The sequence below is a fragment of the Pantoea ananatis LMG 2665 genome, assembly GCF_000710035.2.
GTDB lineage: Bacteria > Pseudomonadota > Gammaproteobacteria > Enterobacterales > Enterobacteriaceae > Pantoea > Pantoea ananatis.
This window is the reverse complement of sequence record NZ_JMJJ01000005.1, coordinates 1,137,832-1,158,577: the sequence shown is the minus strand read 5'-3', so window position 1 is coordinate 1,158,577 and position 20,746 is coordinate 1,137,832. Positions and strand designations below refer to the sequence as shown.

The window sequence follows — 20,746 nt, the reverse complement described above, 5'->3', positions numbered from 1 at the left end:
AAAGGGCTCATGCAAAGAATAGTCCATTATCGGCTAATGATATGCAAAAAAGTTATAACAAATGCAGCCCGGTTATAAGACGCAAACAAAATGGCTGTGCGAAACAGAAACGGTTAATAAACGAGATGGCGATTGAACGGTTATTTTCCTTTACCCGAAGGGCCCGGCGTTTATACTACGTGAAAATATTTGCAGGAGTCATACATTGGACAGTCACCCTAAACGCGATTTAACTCCGGCAAGCTAACTGCATTTCGCTGCTTGCCACACGGCGGGCAGCAATCCCTTCTTTAGATCACGATTGCTCTCCTTGAAATTAACGCTGTAGTCACCGCGAGAGCACGCTATGTTGATGTATATTCTGGCACTTTTTCCTCCGCCTCGACAGGCGTAGCTGCGGGCTGCGCACCCTTTCACTTTCAGCTTTCTTTTGCTTTGCGTTTATTTCGCAAGGCCCGACATCTGTCGGCCTGATATTACGGCCGCAGGGTGGGGAAAATAACTTTTTCTAAGAGACGGGCTGATTCAATAAACCGGTAATCACCGGAAAACCAGGCATGCATTATTTGGCATGCAGGATATCTGTTGCTTTAAATCAGGGAGATGTCGACATGAGCGACATGAAACTCGAACAAGCCGCGATGGCTTACCATGCGCATCGTGCAGCAAAAAAATCAAACACCCCTTATGCCATTGAACGTGAAGCACGTTATCGCACCGATGTGACGCTGACGAATCTGCACAGCAGCTTTGAGGGGCTGACCCATGCGGAAGCCAGCGCGCGGCTCAATGACTATGGTCGTAATGAAGTCATGCATGAGAAGGCGCCCTCTGCGTTTATCCAGCTGATTACGGCATTCAATAATCCGTTTATTTATGTGCTGATGGTTCTGGCACTGGTGAGCTTTATAACGGATTACTGGCTGCCGTTGCGGGCTGGTCAGGAAACCGATCTCTCGGGCGTGACGATTATTCTTACCATGGTGACGCTGAGCGGGCTGCTGCGTTTCTGGCAGGAGTTTCGCACCAATCGTGCCGCTCAGGCGCTGAAATCTCTGGTGCGCACTCAGGTGACCGTGCTGCGTCGGGAAGAGGGCTGTGCAATCTCCCGGCGCTACGATATTGATATGCGCGAACTGGTGCCGGGGGATGTCATTTTACTGAGCGCGGGCGATCTGGTGCCTGCCGATGTGCGCCTGCTGACCTCACGCGATCTGTTCATCAGTCAGGCGATCCTGACCGGGGAATCCCTGCCGGTAGAAAAAAACGATCTCAGTGCAGGCGTGGAGATTGAAGAGCAACCCGGTCGCAGCGTGCTTGAGCTGAAAAACAGCTGCCTGATGGGGACCAATGTTGCCAGCGGCACGGCCAGAGCGTTAGTGGTCGCCACCGGCAGCGAGACCTGGTTTGGTTCGCTAGCGGCCTCTCTGTCCGGCCGCCGTCCACAGACATCGTTTGACCGCGGCGTGAACAGCGTTTCCAGACTCCTCATCCGTTTTATGTTGGTGATGGTGCCGATTGTCTTACTGCTAAATGGCTTTACCAAGGGCGACTGGATGGATGCCATGCTGTTCGCGCTGGCCGTTGCGGTGGGCCTGACACCGGAAATGCTGCCCATGATTGTCAGCGCCAATCTGGCAAAAGGCGCCATTGCGATGTCGCGCCGCAAAGTGATTGTTAAACGCCTGAACGCCATTCAGAACCTCGGAGCAATGGATGTGCTCTGTACTGATAAAACCGGCACGCTGACACAGGACAATATTTTGCTGTCGGCGCATCTCAACGCTAACGATGAAGAGGATGCCCGCGTCCTGCTGCTGGCATGGCTTAACAGCAGCAGCCAGAGCGGTGCGAAAAATTTAATGGATCGCGCCGTGCTGAAGTTTGGTGAGCAAACGCTGTCTAAAGCGCAGTGTAGCCAGTTTCAGAAAGTGGATGAGCTTCCTTTCGACTTCGTTCGTCGTCGTGTCTCGGTCATCGTGGAGGATTTGCAAAGCCACCGCCCGTTGCTCATCTGCAAAGGCGCTGTAGAAGAAATGCTGGCGGCGGCGACCACGCTACGTCAGGGCGATACCACCCTTCCACTGTGCGAGCAAAAGCGCGCAGAGTTGCTCGCGCTGACCCGGCATTATAACCAGCAGGGTTTTCGTGTGCTGCTGGTGGCCACGCGTGAGCACGGGATATCGGTGCCGCTCAGCCGTGAAGATGAGTGCGAATTAACGATTGAAGGCCTGCTGACATTCCTTGATCCGCCCAAAGAGAGCGCGGGCAAGGCGATACAGGCACTGAAAGACAGCGGAATTCGCGTTAAAGTGCTGACCGGCGATAATCCCCTTGTGACGATGCGCGTCTGTCAGGAAATCGGGCTGGCTTCAGAAGCCATGCTGACCGGTAATGAAATCGAGGCCATGAGTGACGACGAGCTGCGCCGCGACGTCGAGCGCTGCATGATCTTCACCAAACTTACGCCTCAGCAGAAGTCACGCGTGCTTAAATTACTGCAACAGAATGGACATACCGTTGGCTTTCTTGGCGATGGCATTAATGATGCGCCCGCGCTGCGCGAGGCGGATGTCGGCATTTCGGTCGACAGCGCGACAGATATCGCCAAAGAGTCGTCCGACATTATTTTGCTGGAAAAAGACTTAGCGGTACTGGGCGAAGGCGTACTGAAAGGGCGTGAGACCTTTGGCAATATCATCAAGTACCTGAACATGACGGCCAGTTCGAATTTCGGCAACGTGTTTTCCGTGCTGATAGCGAGTGCGTTTATTCCTTTTCTGCCCATGCTCTCTGTACAGCTACTGATTCAGAACCTGATGTATGACGTCTCTCAGTTGGCGTTGCCCTGGGATAAAATGGATCGCGAGTTTCTGCGCAAACCGCGTAAATGGGATGCGGGTAACATCAAACGTTTTATGCTGTGGATGGGGCCAACCTCTTCCATTTTCGATGTCACAACCTTTGCGCTGATGTGGTATGTGTTTGGCGCCAATCACGCCGGTGCGCAGTCGCTGTTCCAGTCCGGCTGGTTTGTTGAAGGTTTGCTGTCCCAGACGCTGGTGGTGCACATGTTACGGACGCAGAAAATCCCCTTTGTTCAGAGCTGTGCCCGGTTACCGGTGCTGCTGACCACGCTGGGTATTTCCGCCGCCGGTATTCTGCTGCCGTTCTCGTCGCTTGGCGCAATGGTCGGGTTAGTGCCCCTGCCATGGCACTATTTCCCCTGGCTGGTGCTGACGCTATTCAGCTACTGCCTGGTCGCGCAGGGAATGAAAATGTTTTATATCAAACGTTTCGGCCGCTGGTATTAATCCGGCTGCAGGAATAAACCGATAACGTCATAAACGACAGGTGGATGCCGAAACCGCGTTGGCAAGGCATCCACCGCCCGCCGTACTCTCCCCGCATTGCTGCCGATCGCACACTTTGTTTTGGATCAATCCGTCGAAAGTGATGCCATAAATGTAAGCAAGCTATTGGTCATTCCCTCTCTCCCGCCAGATTTCTCTGATACAATTTGCACATTATTCACCGCGCCAGCGTCGGGGGATCTTGAGGTGAGCCGGTATGGGGCAGGCGCGTTCACTGCCGCGGGTGCAGGTTGTTAACCACCTGAACCTGCGATCGCCTCGACGAGGGTTAGGTCCTGCCGTAGCGAATTCCGCATTCACCGTTAGTGTGCCTTCGCGAGCCATTGCGCTTTTGTCCCATGCCGATAAGGGTTTATTGCCACGCATGTGTTGCTTATTGATTAAACACGCAGTTTGTTGCCGGAGAACGGGATGCAACAAACGGAGTACGTGATTGACGATTTGGTGCGGTTTATACCGGCTCAGGGCCTGCTATGCCTGGTGGATTCCAGCGAGACCAGCGTGCCGCTATCGCCTGCCTGCAACCATTTACTGGAAATGTTCCTGAAAAGCGCCGGCGTCGTGCTGGCCCGCGAGCAGATCCTGGATAACTTCTGGCAAGAGACGGGCGCAACGCCTTCTTCCAACAGCCTCAATGCCTACGTTTCCGCCATTCGACGCGGGCTGTCTTCACTGGGCATAGAGCAGGAGGCGATTACCACGGTGTACAAGGTGGGCTTCGTTTTCAATCCCGCCATTCGCATCCAAAAATCGGCCCTCCAGCCCCCAAATCCCGGGGGCGAACCGGCGTCCACTTCCACTTCCACATCCGTTACGCGACGCAGCCCGCGCGCCTACTGGCTGTCTGGCGGTTTTATCTTGCTGTTACTCGGCGTGCTTCTTCTTCCGCTGCTTCTGAAAGAGAAAAGCATCACGCCCGTCAGCGTCGCCCGGCTTGATGGCTGTGACGTCTTTTATCTTCCCGTTCACCCCGGTGAATCGACCTTTCCTGCTGAACGCGTGTGGCACAAGCTGATTACAGACAGCGGAATGGCGTGTCAGAAGGGCGGTCGGTATATGTTTTATGTGGACAGAAATGTCACGGCAGGCCACAGCGGCAACGTCTATGTCTCGTACTGCGTGAGAACGAAAGACGAAAAAATAGCGTGCTCAAATTATACCGAGCTGGGATGGAGGCCAGATAATGATAAACCCTAAACGACGCCTCGCCTTATTGCTGTGCCTCATCATTGCCCTGGCGGGCGTGGTCATTTATGCCAGCTATTATTACGTGCGATCGCACAGTGACATGTTTGAATTTACCTGCGCGGCTAATTTAAAGCAGCGCGATGCCGCCACAGACTTTCATCTGGACGCCAGTTTTGTGCTGACGCTGCGTTATTCTGGCGACGCAATGGTCTCCGTTGATGGCATCGTACATAAAAATGGCAAGGATTACGTATTAAGGCGTAATGCCGAATTCCACTATTCACCTTATATTCAGTCTCTGTATAAACTCAATCATTTCACCCTTCATTCGGGTCTGCGGGATAATGTTCCTGACAGCGTATTGAATACCAACTTCTCCTATCTTTATATCAGCAAAATAACCGGTATGAACGATGCCGTACTTATCGGTAGCCGTGTATTGCCATTGATTGTCTGTCATACCCGCTAACGGATTGACCGGGCGGGCACGAGCTTGCCTGCCGCTCGCCTGTCCTCATTCTTCTTGCCTCACCGCTGCCTTTGTCTGGTTTATTATTTTGTATTTATTTATAAATTCAGAATATTAAATCTAAAAACAAGCGTGGGTAAGTGTTTATGGTTGCATGAGGGCGGTAATTGTTAAATTGCATCCTCGGTTAAGATTGCGGTCGGTTGTGGCAGAGAGCCGTCGCCGATACGCGCTTATACAAGCGTTTGATTTCGAAAATGAAGTCGGATTTTTACCTTACGGGGAGCCAGCGATGAAAAATTTAGCTTATAAAATTCAGTGTGAGGCGAAATGGAATCAGCTTCAGGAAACGGAAAAAAAACCAAAAATGAAAGATGTGATGATGTGCCTGATAAAGCGCCAGGCGGAAGGAATCATGACTCGTGATGTCGCGGATGAATGCGATATGTCTATTTATGCTGCGCGAAACTGGTTATTGAAACTGGAAAACAGTGGTTTATTAAAAAAAGAACCCGGGCGTAAATCCTGCAAGTGGTTCATCCTCTGAGTTTTAATTATCTTATTTCTGTCGTGATAACAGGCCCAGCCCTGAACGCTACGCTTTTTTTAAGGGACAACACATTATCAGCATGGCAACGGCGTGCATGAAAGGAAAAAGCGCCAGCTTAGTATGGCCTGGGGAAAGGGGAGCAGCGCAGCAGCAAGCTGGCTGCCCATGATGAGATTTCGGCCAGCACGGCAAAAACGCCCTCGTCTCAAGCGCGCCGTAGCACGCGACAAGTCTGGCAGCCCGACAAGCAGCCCGTCCTTGCACAGAAAGCGGCCTGAAGGGGCACGACCGAATAAAAGCTGAGAGTAAACACAAACCGGCAGGCAGAACAGGCGATCACAAACGGCTGGCCGGGCGCAGCGGAAACGGTGACATCGCGTTAAACATTTAACGCAGCACTGAATCAGGCATAGTAATGAATATGCTTCTTGCCATGGACGGGCGACGTCTCGATTTTCGTCCTGACCTTGAACACGTCCCACAGAAGCGACTCTGTGAGTATCTCATCAGGCGTTCCCTGCGCAATCAGTTCGCCCTCCAGCATCACAATCAGCCGGTCACAAAACAGCGCCGCATGATTCAGATCGTGAATGGCGACAATGCTGGTGACCGGAAGCTCGCTAATGAGTTTCATCAGCTGGATCTGATGGTGAATATCCAGGTGGTTAGTGGGCTCATCAAGCAGAATTTCATTGGGCGCCTGGGCTAATGCTCTGGCGATGTGTACGCGCTGGCGTTCACCGCCGGACAGGCTCTGCCAGCCCTGATCGCAGCGTGAGCACATATCCACTCGCGTCAGCGCGGCTTCCACTATCTCATCATCGTGATGTGTCCAGCTGGAAAAAGGGGAGTGATGCGGAATCCTTCCAAGCTTTACGACATCACGTACGGTCATATTGGCGCTGGTTAACGCATGTTGCTCAACAAAAGCCACACGGCGGGCAAGCTGCTTTCTGGCAATCAGGGACAGATCCTTGCCATCCAGCATCACTTTGCCCGTGTGTTGCTTACGCAGACCGGCCAGCAGGCGCAGCAGCGACGATTTACCGGATCCGTTGGGCCCCAGTAAGCCTACGGTTTCGCCCGACGAGACCGCCAGGGACACATCGTTAACGATGACTTTTTTTCCTACCCGCCAGGTAAGGTTTTCCGCGCTGATGCTCATTATTGCGTCCTGGAGCGATAAATAATAATTGCAAAGAAAGGCACGCCAACCAGCGCGGTCACGACGCCAACCGGCAGGCTCTGCGGCGCAATCAACATACGTGAAGCAATATCCGCCAGGACCATCAGAATCGCGCCGGCGATGGCACAGGCAATCAGTAAGCGGCTGTGTAGCGGGCCGAAAAAGAAGCGCATCACGTGGGGAACGACCAGGCCGACAAAACCGATCGAGCCAGCCATACTGACAATCGTGGCGGTCATCAGGGCGGTTGCCGTGAACAGCACCAGACGCACCACGCCGACCGGAATCCCCAGCGAGGCGGCGGCGTCGTCACCAAAGGTAAATGCGTCCAGCGCGCGGGAATAGTACAGGCAGACCGCTAAACCGATGACCACTATCACCAAAACCAGCTGAAACTCAGGCCAGCGCACGCCGCTAAAGCTACCCAACAACCAGAACATCACGTCACGCGCCTGTTGGGCATTGGCTGAAGTACTGATGGTATAGGCGGTAATCGCATTGAAAAGCTGCGACGCTGCCACGCCCGCCAGAATGGTACGCTCTGTGCCACCGCGTGCGCCATTGGTGAGTAGTGCAACAAAGGCAAAGGCGGCAAAGGCGCCGGTAAAGGCGCCCAGCGACAGGGAAATCGCACCGGCCCCGACGCCCGAGACCACGATCAATACCGCACCCGTCGATGCGCCGGCAGAAACGCCCAGTACGTAAGGTTCGGCAAGGGCATTTTTCAACAGGCTTTGCAGTACAGCACCGCAAATGGCCAGACCGGCACCGCTCAGCGCCGCAACCAGCGCACGGCTTAAACGAAAGTCCCAGATAACGCTTTCGTGAATACGGTTCACGGGCACATCCGTCATACCCAGTTTATTGGTCACGGTGTACACCACGGATTTCAACGGTATCGATAATTCGCCTACGCTGACGCCGAGCGCGATAACCATAAACAGCACGACGATGGCGATGATTGCGACAGCAATAAAACCCATGCCACGTCGTGCCTGAACAACCCCTTCACGCATTAATTCAGGCCCATCTTACGTAACTGTTCGCCAACCTGTTCTGCCCCGTAAAGGGTACGAATCGTCGGGTTCATTGCCTGACCGTCCATCACCACGATATGGCCTTTCTTCACCGCATCCAGCTGGCTGACCGCCGGATCGCTTTTCAGAAACTTAATCTTTTCTTCGGCGTTATCCAGTTTCCAGCGATTACGGTCAAGGCTGGTCACAACGATCACATCCGGATTGGTGGCAATAATGCTTTCCCAGCTCACGGTGGGCCATTCAGTTTCAGTGGTGATCGCATTATGGCCGCCTAACACATTGGCAATAAAACCGGATGCGCCGTTCTTACCGCCGACGTAAGCGTCGGCAGAGGGCGAGGAGCTGGAGAACCAAAACAGGAAGGAGAGATCTTTCTTACCTTTCGGGAAGGCTTTTCTCAGGGCGCTTTCGCGTGCTTTAAAGTCGTTGATCACCTGCTGGCCGCGATCTTCTACGTTAAAGATTTTGGCAAAATCGGCGATCTCTTGATAAACGTAGGACATATTCCACAGCGTGGCACGGCTACCGTAGATATCGCCGGTGTTCTGTTTTGTGGCACACATGCCCGGAGACAGATAGGTGTTGATGCCCACTGACTCAAAGTCTTCACGTTTGGCGACCTTGCTGTTCGGCCCCATCAGCAGCTGGATCTGTGCCGCAACAAAATCGGGGTTCTTCGCCAGAATGGATTCCAGCGTTGGGATCTCGACGGTCAGTACCGGCACTTTGGCATTTTGTTCCGCTAACTGCGGTAAGACTTTGGTCGGCCAGAATGCGCTGGCCACCATTTTGTCCTGCAGTCCCAGCAGCAGCAGAATTTCAGCGGTATTCTGCCCAAGCGCCACCACGCGTTCAGGTGCCTTGGTGAATGTTTCTTTCTGACCACAGTTTTCAATCGTCAGAGGATAGGTGGTTGCCCAGGCGGAACTCGTTGTCAGGAAAATAAAACTTAACAAGCTAAGCATTTTTTTCATTAGTATCTGTCCATTAATAAATGAGACTGCGTGCTTTTAACATTCTGGCGCGGCGGATTTTATCAGACCTAAAATGTAAATAGAAATCATTATTATATGAGTTGGCTTTTAGCTGAAATATATAAAAATTACTTGAGTGAAAGAAATCAACGTGCCAGCCTGGTCATTATTAAAATAAATAACACTGAGCTAAAACAGATGAGTAAACCCTTCATTACAATTAGAGGAGTAATAGTTAATGTAATGATAGATGAAATAATATTAACCATGAGAAGAGGGTGAAGTACGGCAATGCGCGGTTTAGCGTTCCTGACTGACTGACTGACTGACTGACTAGGTTGCGAGCGCGTTACGCGGGAAGGCGTCTGCGTTGCCCCGGCGCGGCGCGTCTGCAGCGCCAGCGACGTTTTCGGCAAGGGCTGGCGGCTCCATCTCTGCTCCATCATTCACACAAACTCCAGCAATCTATTCTGCTTATCATCCTGCCACTTTCGGGGAGGATAAGATGAAGACGCTGAACTATATCGCTAAATATGTTGAATATAACCTCAAAATCGTCAGGTGTTTTTTAATTAGCGACGTACTTTTCCATACGCAACGACTGCGCCCGTTGTTAAACAGAGAGCCGGATCTGATTCATCCTGTCACGTTGAATGAAAAAATGTGCTACAGGCTGCTCTATGACAGGAAGCCGCTTTATACGCTGCTGGCAGATAAGCTCGCTGTCCGTCACTACGTTTCCAGCCGCACGGATGAAGTCACGGTCGCGCCCTTAATTAAGACCTATAAAAGCACCAAAGAGATTGATTTTGCCGCGTTGCCCGATACCTTCGTTTTAAAGTGCAATCACGACAGTGGCAGCACGATAATCTGCAAAGACAAAACGGCGTTCGATATTCAGTCTGCTTTATTAACGCTGGATTTAGCCCTGAAAAAGAACATGTATTACTGCACGCGAGAGTGGCAATACAAAGACATTACGCCCACCATTCTGTGTGAAGAATATATTGAACTGTTTGAGGGAAGGGACAGAAGCACTACGCCCGAAATGTTGCGTATTCACTGCTTCGATGGCAATGCGAGCATTATCGAAGCCGACTTTACTGATGAACAGGGCAGGGAGTACGTGAATGTGTACAACAGAAAATGGGAACTGCAGCCCTTCCAGATAGCCTATCCCCATCATCCTGTTTTTATACCGGAACCGGCGCTGTTTTATCGCGCCCTCTCTGCTGCGCAGGCGCTGGCAAAAGATATCGACTATTGCCGGGTCGATTTAATGCTAAAGGACGACAGCCTGTACTTCAGCGAGATCACGCTTACGCCACAGCGCGGTAAGCTCAAAATCATTCCCCAGGAATGGGACGCGATACTTGGCGCGATGTGGCAACAGCAGGCGTACCATAAAACCTTCCGCCTGCCTTCAAGCCCAGAGGTAGACTTGCGCTAGTCAGCGTCAGGCCAGCGCAGTAAAAAAAGGGAGCCGCCCTGGGATGATGTGCGGTAACGAATATCGCCCCCATGAGCCTGCATAATCGCCTTCGCAACGGATAAACCCAGCCCGCATCCCGCCGGGTTTATCGCACGACCTGCGGCGCCGCGTTGAAACGGCTCAAACATATGACGCTGGAAATCGTCGGGCACGCCCGGCCCCGTATCTTCCACCTCAATAAAAAACAGGTTGTCCCGATATCCGCTTCGGACCCTGACGATGCCCGGTGTGGCGTAATTAAGCGCGTTATCAAATAAAATGGTCAGGCACTGAATAATGCGCAGCGGATCACACCGCGTAACGGCATTATTTTGCTCAATGATGAGGTTAAATCCCTGCTCCCGAAACGGGTGACAAAACGATGCGCCAACGTTTTCCAGCACGTCGCTCATTGCCACGGCTTTCACATCCAGCGTAAAGGATCCGCCTTCTGCCGCTCCCACGACGCGCAAATCGTCGATAAGCCGTGATAATCCTTCTGTCTGCCGCAGCAGGCTTTTGAACAACGGCGGATCGGGTTCAAACACCTCTTCAACCAGCCCCTGCAGCCTGCCGCGTAAAATCGTCACCGGCGTTCTGAGTTCATGGGCGATCGCCGCATTCCAGGACTTTCTTTGGTTGTCCAGCGTCTGCAGCTTTTCCGCCATTTCGTTAAAGTCCCTGACTAACGTATTCACCTCCCCCAGGCTGCTCTGACTGTTTGCGGCGCGGGCGCTCAAATCGCCCTGAGAAATCCGGCGCAAACTGGTGGCAACGGAACTCAGGGGATTCAGTATCTTGGCGGAGAGTTTGAAAGCAAACAGTAAGGCAATCAGGAAGCTGATTATCGAGCTGATAGCGATCCAGACCCAGTCAAAAACCGTCATGCTTTCACTGTTGCTGGCGGACAAACCGCCGGGGAAGTTTTCAATAATGAAGCTGTAAAACAGATAGGAACCGACCACGGCCACAATAATGATGGTGAACGTCAGGGACAGCATAAACAGAAGAATTTGCCGACTGAGCGCTTTATCTTTATTCACTTCTGTTCACCCAGCCGATAGCCTATCCCACGAATGCTTTCCGGTACGCCGTTTAAGCCACAGCCTTCAAATTTTTTACGCAACTTACTCATGTGGCTGTCTACGGTTCTGTCGAGCGTGTCGCTTTCGGGCAGGCAGGCATTGAGCAGCTCTTCACGGCTGAAGACCTTACGGGGATATTTTGCCATGTGCGTCAGAAGCTTGAATTCTGTGGTGGTCAGCACCGGCGTAAACGTCTGCCCACCGCTGTGGATCTCCACACAGAACTCATCGGTGTAGATGGTCATAAAGCGGGTTCTGATCAGGGATTGAGGGACAGCCTGATTTTTTGCTCTGCGCAGCACGGCCTCAATACGGGCGACCACTTCCGAAGGATTAAAGGGTTTAACGATATAGTCATCGGCACCCAGGCGAAGCCCCATCAGCTTATCAATATCCTGATCCAGCGCGGTCACCATGATCACCGGCGTGTTGCTTTCTTTACGCAACGTTGAAAGCACATTCCAGCCATCGATTAGCGGCAACTGGATATCCAGCAGCACCAGGTCAGGCTGTAAGGTTTTAATTAAGGCCAGAGCGCTTTCCCCCTCTGCCGCATGTACCGCTTTCATTCCGGCGCGTTTGATATAACTCATTAATATATCAGAGATTTCAAAGTCATCCTCTGCCACAAGGATTAGATTGTCGTTGCTCATAACGCCCTCAAAATTAAAAACACCTGTTGCGGATGATGGGGCAGCACAGCCGGAAGAGAAGCGCGTCCTTTCATCAGGAACATTACGCCTGTCATGACAGGCAGACCAGCAAAAGCAATGCGCACAGCATGAAACCCACAATCAGACCTTAGCCAAAAGAAAAGCAACATCACGCGGCGACAGAAAGCATGGAACGCCTGTTAGCTGATGCACCACTCTCTTTGCAGGATGGCGTAAACCTGCGTATTTTCATAAATGGCGATGCCATTGTGATCCGTGAATGACACATGCTCTTTAAAGCATCCTTCCAGCCGCATCCCCAAACGCTGACATAATCGCTGCGAACCCGCGTTGTCATCGGCGACATAGGCATAAATCCGCCTGACATTTTTTATCCGAAATAAATAATTAAACAGGCAGATTGCGGCTTCCTGAGCATAGCCATGGCCTTGATAGGCAGGATTCAGATACCATCCCACGTTCCGGGTACGGGCATCCGGTTCTTCGTCATCACAGGCAAAAAGATGACCGATTAAGTCGCCTGTCTGTTGCAGACACAGGGCAAACTGCGTGGCGTCAATGCTCCTTTTCCGCGCCTCCTTGACGGCGGCCTCAAGATCGGCCAGTTTCTCATCGAAAAAGCAGGCCGGATAAGGCGCGGATAAATAATTTAACAGGCCCTGAGCATCCTGTTGCAAAAAACGCCTGATGAAGACGCGTTCACTTTCAGCTATTTTCATCTCAAACCCTTTCCCGGGATAAAATAAAGGAGAATACCTTGTAATTTTGTGTCCTGATAATCTCTGTCCCTGTCAAAGTTCAGCATATATTATGTCCTGCGCTTTTAAATTGTCTATCGAATATATTGCGCTGTGTGCGATGTTTTTTTATTTTTACCTATCCATACTCTCTCCATAAACTTTACATAATAGGTCATTGTCAGGCGGGTACACTCCGGAATAATGCGCATTATTTGAGAGTATTCGTGATGACGCCGCGTAATTTAGTGAGGTCCGGTTTTTGCTTTTTATTTTTGCTGCTGTTCACCACCGGTTTGCATCCTTCCGGCGTCACACCGCTACAGCAAGCGTTAAGCGTTAAGGGGAGAAGCGTGATCGCGACGATGTATCGGCCTGTGAAAAAGATTAATCGCCATGAGCGAACCGCCCAGACGCCGTTCTGGGAGGCGGTCACCACCAATGCGCTGGCCTGCCGGGGCGGGCGCGTGACCCGGCTCCTGTATAAGGCCGCGCTGCGCCGACTAAAGGAGGCGTAAATGCACACAGCAAACAAGCCAGTTACCACCACGATGAATTGACAGACTGGCGTCTCACTCTAAAAAGCACGCACACGTGTGTGGCTTACAGCGTAACAGGTGACGGTTTTCTGCCCTCATCTTTTTTATATTCAGTCAGGGTAAATCATGCCTCAGTTTTTTATTAATCGACCGGTATTTGCCTGGGTTATTGCCGTTTTTATTATTTTGTTTGGCCTGCTCTCCATTCCAAAATTACCCGTAGCGCTTTATCCCTCGGTGGCACCGCCGACGATCAGCATCACCGCCTCATATCCGGGATCAACGCCGGAAACCATGAACAACAGCGTGGTGGCGCTGATTGAGCGTGAGCTTTCATCGGCAAAGCACGTGCTGTATTACGAATCGTCCAGCGATACCAGCGGTATGGCATCCATTACGGTGACTTTTGCGCCCGGCACCGATCCTGAGCTGGCTCAGGTTGATGTGCAAAACCGTATCAAAGTGATTGAGCCGCGCCTGCCCCAGGCCGTGCGGCAGAATGGCCTGAGCGTTGAGGCCTCGGGCGCTAACTTTTTGATGATCGTCGGGCTGACGTCTAAAGATGGCAAACTCACTGAAGCCGATCTGAGCGACTACTTTTCACGCAATATCACGGAAGAGCTTCGTCGTATTGAAGGCGTGGGCCGCGTGCAGCTGTTTGGCGCAGAGAAAGCGATGCGGGTCTGGGTCGATCCGGTCAAGCTTAGCCAGTATCGCCTGACCGTCAGCGATATCAGTCGGGCAATCAACACGGAAAATACCCAGATCGCGCCCGGACGGACCGGTGACGCACCGGCGGTTGCTGGCCAGCAGGTCAGCTATCCGCTACTGGTCAAAGGCCAGCTTGGTTCACCCCAGGAATTCGCTAGTATTACCCTGCGCGCCAATCCGGATGGATCTCGCGTGGTGCTGAGCGACGTGGCGCGGGTTGAGCTCGGATCGCAAACCTACAGTTTTGCCACCCGTGAAAACGGACGCGTCTCTACCGCGGCAGCGATTCAGCTTTCGCCAGGCGCCAATGCGGTTAAAACCGCAGAGCGGATCAAACTCCGTCTGAACGAGCTGCGTCAGGCTATGCCAGAGGGAATGGCTTACAGCATTCCGTTTGATACGACGCCCTTCGTGAAGATCTCGATTGAGAAGGTCATTCATACCTTTATCGAAGCCATGATACTGGTCTTCCTTGTGATGTATCTGTTCTTACAGAATGTTCGCTATACCTTTATCCCGGCGATTGTTGCGCCGATTGCGCTGCTGGGCACCTTTACCGTGATGCTGCTGGCGGGATTCTCGGTCAACGTATTAACCATGTTCGGTATGGTGCTGGCGATTGGAATCATCGTTGACGATGCGATAGTGGTGGTGGAAAACGTCGAACGAATCATGACGGAAGAGGGGCTGGGCCCGAAAGCGGCAACGCAAAAGGCGATGAAGGAGATTACCGGTGCGGTCATCGGGATTACGCTGGTCCTGAGCGCGGTCTTTATCCCGATGGCGATGGCCAGTGGTTCCGTTGGGGCGATATACCGGCAGTTTACGCTCTCAATGGCGGTTTCTATCCTGATCTCCGCCTTCCTGGCGCTCAGCCTGACGCCGGCGCTATGTGCCACGCTATTAAAACCTGTTGATCGGCATGCTCATCAGAAAAAAGGCTTCTTTGGCTGGTTCAACCATAAGTTTGCAGCAATGACTTACCTTTACGGCCAGGGCGTAAGCCGTTTATTAAAACGGGTAGGCGGTGCGTTAGCGGTTTATGCGGCGCTGTGCCTGCTGTTCTTTCTGGCGATAAAAAACCTGCCGTCTTCGTTTCTGCCGGAGGAGGATCAGGGCTACTTTATGACCTCCATTCAGCTCCCCTCGGACGCGACCAGCGAACGCACGCTGAACGTGGTAAAAGCTTTTGAACAGCAGGTGCTTTCAAGCCCGGCGACGCAGTCAACTATCGCGATAATGGGGTTCAGCTTTGCAGGTTCCGGGCCTAACTCCGCCATGGCTTTCACCACCTTAAAAGGATGGGAAGATCGTCAGGGGGCCACCGCCTTTTCTGAAGCCGCGCGCGCGCAGAAAGTGATGTCAGCGAATCCTGAAGCGGAAACCTTTAATCTGATCCCCCCGGCTATTGACGAGCTGGGGAACTCATCGGGCTTTACGTTGCGCCTGCAGGATCGCGGCGGCAAAGGCTATGCGGCGCTGAAAAAGGCGGAAGAGCAGTTGCTGGCGCTTGCGGCGAAAAGTTCTGTCGTCCGGGATGTGTACGTTGACGGCTTACCCGATGGGCAGATGATCCGGCTTAATATCGATCGACAAAAAGCCTTTGCGATGGGCGTGGCTTTTGATGAGATCAGCCAGACGCTTTCCGGCGCGATAGGTTCGCTTTACGTCAATGATTTTCCCAACAGCGATCGTATGCAGCAGGTCATCATTCAGGCCGATGCGAAATATCGTATGCAACCCGAGGATATTCTCAGGTTATACGTGCGCAATGCGTCCGGCGGAATGGCACCGCTCGCTGAGTTTGTTCATGCGGAGTGGGAAACCTCCCCGTTGCAGCTGGTTCGTTATCAGGGTTATCAGTCAATCAAGATAACCGGCAATCCCGCACACGGCTATTCAAGTGGCGATGCGCTGAACGAGATGAGCCGGCTGGCGAAACAGCTGCCTGAAGGTTTTGCAATAGAGTGGACCGGTGGCTCGTTACAGGAGCAGCAATCGGCCTCTGAAGCGCCTATGCTGATGGTGCTGTCCATGCTGGTGGTGTTCCTGGTGCTGGCGGCGCTTTATGAAAGCTGGTCAGTGCCGGTCTCCGTTATGCTGGTCGTGCCGCTTGGCCTGCTGGGCGCGGTCATTGCCGTCAGCCTGATGGATATGCAGAACGACGTATTCTTCAAAGTTGGCATGATTACGATTATTGGACTGTCGGCAAAAAATGCCATTCTGATTGTCGAATTTGCTAAACAGATGCACGAAGGCGGCAAAGGGCTGGTTGAGGCAACGCTGGAAGCCTCGCGGATGCGTTTACGCCCGATCCTGATGACGTCGCTGGCCTTTACCCTGGGCGTGGTACCTTTGATACTGGCTAGCGGAGCAAGTGCCAGAACGCAGCAGGCGATCGGCAGTGGCGTATTTGGTGGGATGATCAGCGGCACGCTGCTGGCCATATTCTTTGTACCCCTGTTCTATTTTTCAGTGATGAAGGCGGTCGAAAAACTAAAACCGAAGCAGCGCTAAGCGCCTCTGAATCAGGCCAGGCGAGGGCAACATAGCCATTCGTCCGCTTGTCGGGTCAGATAGCGTATTAGGTCGTTAAGATGGCGTGATGATCTTTACTGCTGTGACGTGACGTGACTGCGCCGCTGGCGTCAGTGCATGAGGGATGGCTGAGGAAACCGATTAGCGGTGCGGCATTCTGGCTTCGAACGCTTTGCCACTAAAGCGGGCATATTGCCCTGTAAGGCGCCAGAAGGCAGGCTGAGTCTCGGTGTAGATTTCAGCGGCCAGCACCAGACGGCGCTGCACATCTTCAGTCAGGTCAAGCTGTGTCCAGGGAATAAAGTAGCGTTGGCTGTCAGTCAACAACAACCACATTGGAGAACCACAGCCGGGGCAAAAATAGCGTTTACCCTGTAAAGACGAGGTGAAACATGAGGGCGAGGCTGACTGCCTGAGTAATGCTGGCGCACTGGCCGCTTCCATGTACATGGCAATCCCGCCTGACCATTTTTGACACAACGTGCAATGACAGGCATGCACGTTCAGTTCATCGATCTCGACGGCGAACTGACACTCACCACAAAGGCAACGCCCGGTAAATGTTGTCAAAACCATCCTTGTACCCCAGAGCGGTAAATATGCGGGTGATAAAAAAGCCAGCTCTGAGAGCTGGCTTAACACGAGTGCGTCGGAATTAGAATTGATAAACCAGGCCGACGGCCAGAATATTGTCAGTTGAAATGCCCGCTGCCTGAGTGAAGTCGGTTTCATCCAGCAGGTTGATTTTATAATCGATGATGGCTGACATATTTTTGTTGAAGTAATAGGCCGCACCTAAATCAACATATTTCACTAAATCCCGGTCGCCAAAGCCTTCAAGATCTTTCCCTTTTGATTGCAGATACGCGATGCTGGGGCGCAGACCAAAGTCGAACTGATACTGCGCAACGACTTCGAAATTCTGTGCTTTGTTGGCGAAACCTGGGTTGCCATTACCAACGCGTGTGGCATTGTAGGTTTGGGTATATTGTGCCGCCAGATAAACGGCATTGGCATCGTATTTCAGCGCGGCTGAATACGTTTCGGCATTATCACCCTCACCCAATGCCAGACCGTTCTGGTCCAGTGTGCGTTTGGAATGAGAATAGGCCACACCGGCATTTATGCCCAGAGGAGAGGCATAGGTCACTGCTGCACCGTAGCCGTCGCCGTTTTGCTTCGCAGCATTACGGTTATTATTCGTCACACTGTTGCCTTCACCATCAGCACCGCCGTTTCTGCCTTGATACTGTAAGGCAAAGTTAAGTCCGGATACCAGGCCAAAGAAGTCGGTATTACGGTAGGTCGCCAGGCCATTGGCACGTTGTTGCATAAAATTATCGGAGCCATAGGTGTCGCCGCCAAACTCCGGCAACACGTCGGTCCAGGAGGTAACATCGTAAACCACGCCGTAGTTACGGCCGTAGTTAAACGAACCATAGTCACCGTATTTGAGCCCCGCGAAGCCTAAGCGCGTCCATGACTGGCTCTCAGATTTTTCATCGCGGTTCGCCTGCATGTTGTATTCCCACTGACCGAACCCGGTCAGTTGGTCGGTGATCTGCGTTTCCCCTTTTACACCGAGGCGAGCATATGAATTATCACCACGCTCACCTTTATCACTGCTGAAATAGTGCAATCCCTGCATTTTACCGTAAAGATCTAATTTATTACCGTCTTTGTTATAGATTTCTGCAGCATTTGTTACACCTGCTGCTAACAATGTAGTTACTGCCACTGCAACTAATTTAAGTTTCATGAGAGAAATCCTGTAGTTTTATTTTATATTAACCAGAGCCACTGATGGATGAGGCGCGCTTAAATGGCTCACTATTTTTAAATGACAATCCGGTATGAATTCAATGATAAGTTTCCTGCCATTTCGATTTATTTGTGTTTGTATGATCTGCGTCTAAATAGAAGGTCTGATGTGTTTTTTGTTTGTCTTGATATTATTGTTTTTATATTGTCGTTGTTGCTATTTTTTTAATATTCCGTTGTTTTTTATGGGTTATTTGTTTTGTTCTTATTATGACTTTTTTGTTAATTGTTTTTCTGGCATTCTCTGGTTTTTATAACTTCATTAATAAAAGAATAAAGATGAGGGAAGTGTTTTTACGTAATTAAAGGTTTTGCATTTATTGACACTGAAGGTGAGATCTTACCCTGAGAGACGGATTAATAATGTACAGCGTTTATTTGCGCTTTGTTAAAATAGTGTTTAATAAGAACGAGGTGTTTGAAAAAGTGGATATGTTTATCACAAGTATTTGTTAACCGTGTTTATCTTCCCGGATCTACGTCCTCAGCAAAACTGTTGAGTTTCTCAACATCCATTCACCGTTAACTGCCTCACATCTTCACTTTCAGAATGAAATGGTTAATCAATCTCTCTTTTCTTTTTGAAAAGCTCCCGTTTTTTATTCGTGATAATTATCACGCGTATCATCACCCAAACTCAAGGGGATAAGGTCAGGGCGGCAGCCATCCTTGGCATCAGCCCGACCACCCTGTGGCGTAAGTTGAAAGAGTACGATCTTAACAGCTAACCGCGGCTGGCGAAGCGGCTTTGATGTGGTCAATAAATGCCCTTAACGCCGATGACATATAGTGGCGATTAGGATAGTAAAACTGCAGGCTGGGCTGCTCTGGTAACCACGCTTCCAGTACCGGAACCAGACGGCCAGCTGCCAGTTCATCTTTTACCTGTTCGTGATAGAGGTAGCCTAGTCCGGCACCGCACAGCACGGCATCACGTTGAGCGTCCATATCGTCCAGCAGGATATTACCGGTCGGAAGTATCTCAAGCCTGCCTTCCGGGCCGCTGAATTCCCATTGATAAATGCGACCGCTGCCGTGACGGAACATCACGCACTGATGATTCATGATGTCACGTGGGTGTTCAGGCGGTGCATGGCGGGCGAAATAGTCCGGGGTTGCCACCACAACCAACCTGATTTTGGGCCCAACGGGAAGCGCGATCATATCTTTTTCAAGCCTGCTGCTGAGGCGAATACCCGCGTCAAATCCCTCTTTCACGATATCGACCAGCCGGTCTTCCGTTGTGATTTCCACACGGATATCCGGATAAAGCCGACTGAATGTTGCCACCAGTGGGATTAACACCATGCGCGAGGCAAGACGCGATGAGTTAATTTTTAGCGAGCCCATGGGCGTCTGACGAAAACAGTTAGCCTCATCGAGTATCACATTGATTTCATCAAAGGCCGGGCGCAAACGCTCATACAGATTTGCTCCGGCTTCTGTCAGGGCAACGCTACGCGTTGTGCGATTGAACAGCCGGATTTTCAGCCGCTGCTCAAGTTGCTTTATTGCGTGGCTGACCGCCGAGGGCGACAGGCCAAGCTCGTCACCGGCCGCGCGAAAACTTTTGTGGCGTGAAACCGCGATAAAGGTCGCAAAGTCATAGACGTTCAGTTTCATTGGTGAAAATCTCTCATTAACCCATCTCAAATCATACGTTTCACACACTAATGTGGCGAGCGTAATGTGAATGCCTCAACACAAGATGAGGTGAAAGATGAAATCAACAAACCTGTATATCGTCTGGTCACATCCCCGTGCCGATTCACTCACCGCACAGATGGTGGAAAGCCTGCGCCACCGGGCAGAGCAGCGGGGCGCACATGTTAAGACGCTGGATCTCTACCGTAGTGGCTTTGATCCGGCGATGCGGGAAGAGGACGAACCCGAGTGGCAAAATCCGGCTAAGCGCTACTCACCGGAGGTGCATCGTCTGTTCAGTGAGCTTGACGATCGTGATGCGATCATTTTTGTCTTTCCACTGTGGTGGTACAGCTATCCCGCCATGCTCAAAGGCTATCTGGAACGCGTATGGAACTACGGTCTGGCCTACGGTGAAAACAGCGCGTTAAAAAATAAAAAAGTACGCTGGCTGGCACTGGTCGGCGGTTCTCAGCAAACCTTTATTAAATATGGCTGGGAGAAAAACATCACGGATTACACAATGGGCGTGGCGGGTTACCTGGAGAACGCTGACGTGGAGGTTCATTTCCTCTATAACACCTTGGGTGTTGAGGAGACGATTGATGACAGCCTCTCGCATTATGAGCAACTGTTTGCACAAGCGCAGGCGGTCGTAGACAGCACCATTGAATAAAGCATGGCAGGGCGATCGCTGCCCTGCAAAACGGCGTACATGACAGCCTGGCCTGTATCGGGCGTCGAC

The 20,746-nt window shown here is 51.7% G+C and carries 18 protein-coding genes; 9 read left to right on the top strand and 9 right to left on the bottom strand.

Features of this window, described 5'->3' with window-relative positions; genetic code table 11:
- Window positions 1-611 precede the first annotated feature (611 nt).
- From mgtA to EL29_RS13300, 4 genes are all read left to right on the top strand, one after another.
- Window positions 612-3,314 carry a magnesium-translocating P-type ATPase gene (gene mgtA, locus EL29_RS13315; RefSeq protein ID WP_014605209.1) on the top strand — a complete coding sequence of 901 codons (2,703 nt, stop codon included), beginning with the start codon at window positions 612-614 and terminating at the stop codon, window positions 3,312-3,314.
- A 471-nt stretch (window positions 3,315-3,785) separates the two neighbouring features.
- A complete protein-coding gene (locus EL29_RS13310; protein WP_028715554.1) occupies window positions 3,786-4,571 on the top strand; it encodes a winged helix-turn-helix domain-containing protein in 786 nt (261 codons plus the stop codon).
- Window positions 4,558-5,031, top strand: a complete 474-nt coding sequence (locus EL29_RS13305; protein WP_028715553.1) for a FidL-like protein — start codon at window positions 4,558-4,560, stop codon at window positions 5,029-5,031. The genes EL29_RS13310 and EL29_RS13305 overlap by 14 nt, the downstream gene beginning before the upstream one ends.
- Before the next feature lie 292 nt (window positions 5,032-5,323).
- Window positions 5,324-5,578, top strand: coding sequence for a FaeA/PapI family transcriptional regulator (locus EL29_RS13300; RefSeq protein ID WP_019106315.1), 255 nt, complete (start codon window positions 5,324-5,326; stop codon window positions 5,576-5,578).
- A 406-nt stretch (window positions 5,579-5,984) separates the two neighbouring features.
- Here the strand turns inward: EL29_RS13300 and eitC are convergent, their stop codons facing one another.
- Genes eitC through eitA form a run of 3 tightly spaced genes read right to left on the bottom strand, consistent with a single transcriptional unit; the run spans window position 5,985 to window position 8,781 of the window.
- On the bottom strand, window positions 5,985-6,746 hold the full coding sequence (gene eitC / locus EL29_RS13295; RefSeq protein ID WP_014605212.1) for a siderophore ABC transporter ATP-binding protein EitC: 762 nt from the start codon (window positions 6,744-6,746) through the stop codon (window positions 5,985-5,987).
- A complete protein-coding gene (locus tag EL29_RS13290; RefSeq protein ID WP_013026844.1) occupies window positions 6,746-7,783 on the bottom strand; it encodes a FecCD family ABC transporter permease in 1,038 nt (345 codons plus the stop codon). Before EL29_RS13290 ends, eitC begins: the two co-directional genes overlap by 1 nt.
- Window positions 7,783-8,781, bottom strand: a complete 999-nt coding sequence (gene eitA / locus EL29_RS13285) for a siderophore ABC transporter substrate-binding protein EitA (RefSeq protein WP_013026843.1) — start codon at window positions 8,779-8,781, stop codon at window positions 7,783-7,785. Before eitA ends, EL29_RS13290 begins: the two co-directional genes overlap by 1 nt.
- Before the next feature lie 505 nt (window positions 8,782-9,286).
- On the opposite strand from eitA, the gene EL29_RS13280 reads away from it, so the two are divergent.
- Window positions 9,287-10,231 carry an ATP-grasp fold amidoligase family protein gene (locus EL29_RS13280; RefSeq protein WP_028715552.1) on the top strand — a complete coding sequence of 315 codons (945 nt, stop codon included), beginning with the start codon at window positions 9,287-9,289 and terminating at the stop codon, window positions 10,229-10,231.
- On the opposite strand, the gene EL29_RS13275 is transcribed toward EL29_RS13280, so the two are convergent.
- The 3 genes from EL29_RS13275 to EL29_RS13265 form a co-directional block, all read right to left on the bottom strand.
- Entirely contained in the window at window positions 10,228-11,295 is a 1,068-nt protein-coding gene (locus tag EL29_RS13275) for an ATP-binding protein (protein ID WP_028715551.1), read from the bottom strand. The genes EL29_RS13280 and EL29_RS13275 overlap by 4 nt on opposite strands.
- A complete protein-coding gene (locus EL29_RS13270; protein ID WP_014594389.1) occupies window positions 11,292-11,990 on the bottom strand; it encodes a response regulator in 699 nt (232 codons plus the stop codon). The genes EL29_RS13275 and EL29_RS13270 overlap by 4 nt, the downstream gene beginning before the upstream one ends.
- Before the next feature lie 200 nt (window positions 11,991-12,190).
- Complete coding sequence (locus EL29_RS13265; protein WP_028715550.1) at window positions 12,191-12,730, bottom strand: GNAT family N-acetyltransferase; 540 nt, start codon at window positions 12,728-12,730, stop codon at window positions 12,191-12,193.
- A 248-nt stretch (window positions 12,731-12,978) separates the two neighbouring features.
- On the opposite strand from EL29_RS13265, the gene EL29_RS13260 reads away from it, so the two are divergent.
- Window positions 12,979-13,266, top strand: a complete 288-nt coding sequence (locus EL29_RS13260) for a hypothetical protein (RefSeq protein WP_019106128.1) — start codon at window positions 12,979-12,981, stop codon at window positions 13,264-13,266.
- 147 nt (window positions 13,267-13,413) lie between these two features.
- The gene (locus EL29_RS13255; protein ID WP_028715549.1) at window positions 13,414-16,515 is read left to right on the top strand and encodes a multidrug efflux RND transporter permease subunit; all 3,102 of its coding nucleotides are present in this window, start codon (window positions 13,414-13,416) and stop codon (window positions 16,513-16,515) included.
- Between the two features lie 162 nt (window positions 16,516-16,677).
- Here the strand turns inward: EL29_RS13255 and EL29_RS13250 are convergent, their stop codons facing one another.
- Window positions 16,678-17,106, bottom strand: coding sequence for a GFA family protein (locus EL29_RS13250; RefSeq protein WP_026021031.1), 429 nt, complete (start codon window positions 17,104-17,106; stop codon window positions 16,678-16,680).
- Window positions 17,107-17,191: 85 nt separating this feature from the next.
- Window positions 17,192-18,295, bottom strand: coding sequence for a porin OmpC (locus EL29_RS13245; RefSeq protein WP_013026835.1), 1,104 nt, complete (start codon window positions 18,293-18,295; stop codon window positions 17,192-17,194).
- Window positions 18,296-18,962: 667 nt separating this feature from the next.
- Between EL29_RS13245 and EL29_RS13240 the strand changes: the two genes are divergently transcribed.
- A complete protein-coding gene (locus EL29_RS13240) occupies window positions 18,963-19,085 on the top strand; it encodes a helix-turn-helix domain-containing protein (protein WP_228225577.1) in 123 nt (40 codons plus the stop codon).
- Here EL29_RS13240 and EL29_RS13235 read toward each other — a convergent pair.
- Window positions 19,075-19,980 (bottom strand): LysR family transcriptional regulator, encoded by a 906-nt coding sequence (locus EL29_RS13235; protein ID WP_014594379.1) that lies wholly within the window; start codon window positions 19,978-19,980, stop codon window positions 19,075-19,077. The two genes, EL29_RS13240 and EL29_RS13235, sit on opposite strands and share 11 nt — an antisense overlap.
- 97 nt (window positions 19,981-20,077) lie before the next feature.
- Between EL29_RS13235 and EL29_RS13230 the strand changes: the two genes are divergently transcribed.
- Window positions 20,078-20,677 carry an NAD(P)H oxidoreductase gene (locus EL29_RS13230; protein WP_028715548.1) on the top strand — a complete coding sequence of 200 codons (600 nt, stop codon included), beginning with the start codon at window positions 20,078-20,080 and terminating at the stop codon, window positions 20,675-20,677.
- Window positions 20,678-20,746: the final 69 nt, after the last annotated feature.

Bases quoted from the DNA above. Each gene is read 5' to 3' on its own strand.
- mgtA (WP_014605209.1), top strand. From the start codon at position 612: ATGAGCGACATGAAACTCGAACAAGCCGCGATGGCTTACCATGCGCAT.
- EL29_RS13310 (WP_028715554.1), top strand. From the start codon at position 3,786: ATGCAACAAACGGAGTACGTGATTGACGATTTGGTGCGGTTTATACCG.
- EL29_RS13305 (WP_028715553.1), top strand. From the start codon at position 4,558: ATGATAAACCCTAAACGACGCCTCGCCTTATTGCTGTGCCTCATCATT.
- EL29_RS13300 (WP_019106315.1), top strand. From the start codon at position 5,324: ATGAAAAATTTAGCTTATAAAATTCAGTGTGAGGCGAAATGGAATCAG.
- eitC (WP_014605212.1), bottom strand. From the start codon at position 6,746: ATGAGCATCAGCGCGGAAAACCTTACCTGGCGGGTAGGAAAAAAAGTC.
- EL29_RS13290 (WP_013026844.1), bottom strand. From the start codon at position 7,783: ATGCGTGAAGGGGTTGTTCAGGCACGACGTGGCATGGGTTTTATTGCT.
- eitA (WP_013026843.1), bottom strand. From the start codon at position 8,781: ATGAAAAAAATGCTTAGCTTGTTAAGTTTTATTTTCCTGACAACGAGT.
- EL29_RS13280 (WP_028715552.1), top strand. From the start codon at position 9,287: ATGAAGACGCTGAACTATATCGCTAAATATGTTGAATATAACCTCAAA.
- EL29_RS13270 (WP_014594389.1), bottom strand. From the start codon at position 11,990: ATGAGCAACGACAATCTAATCCTTGTGGCAGAGGATGACTTTGAAATC.
- EL29_RS13265 (WP_028715550.1), bottom strand. From the start codon at position 12,730: ATGAAAATAGCTGAAAGTGAACGCGTCTTCATCAGGCGTTTTTTGCAA.
- EL29_RS13260 (WP_019106128.1), top strand. From the start codon at position 12,979: ATGACGCCGCGTAATTTAGTGAGGTCCGGTTTTTGCTTTTTATTTTTG.
- EL29_RS13255 (WP_028715549.1), top strand. From the start codon at position 13,414: ATGCCTCAGTTTTTTATTAATCGACCGGTATTTGCCTGGGTTATTGCC.
- EL29_RS13245 (WP_013026835.1), bottom strand. From the start codon at position 18,295: ATGAAACTTAAATTAGTTGCAGTGGCAGTAACTACATTGTTAGCAGCA.
- EL29_RS13235 (WP_014594379.1), bottom strand. From the start codon at position 19,980: ATGAAACTGAACGTCTATGACTTTGCGACCTTTATCGCGGTTTCACGC.
- EL29_RS13230 (WP_028715548.1), top strand. From the start codon at position 20,078: ATGAAATCAACAAACCTGTATATCGTCTGGTCACATCCCCGTGCCGAT.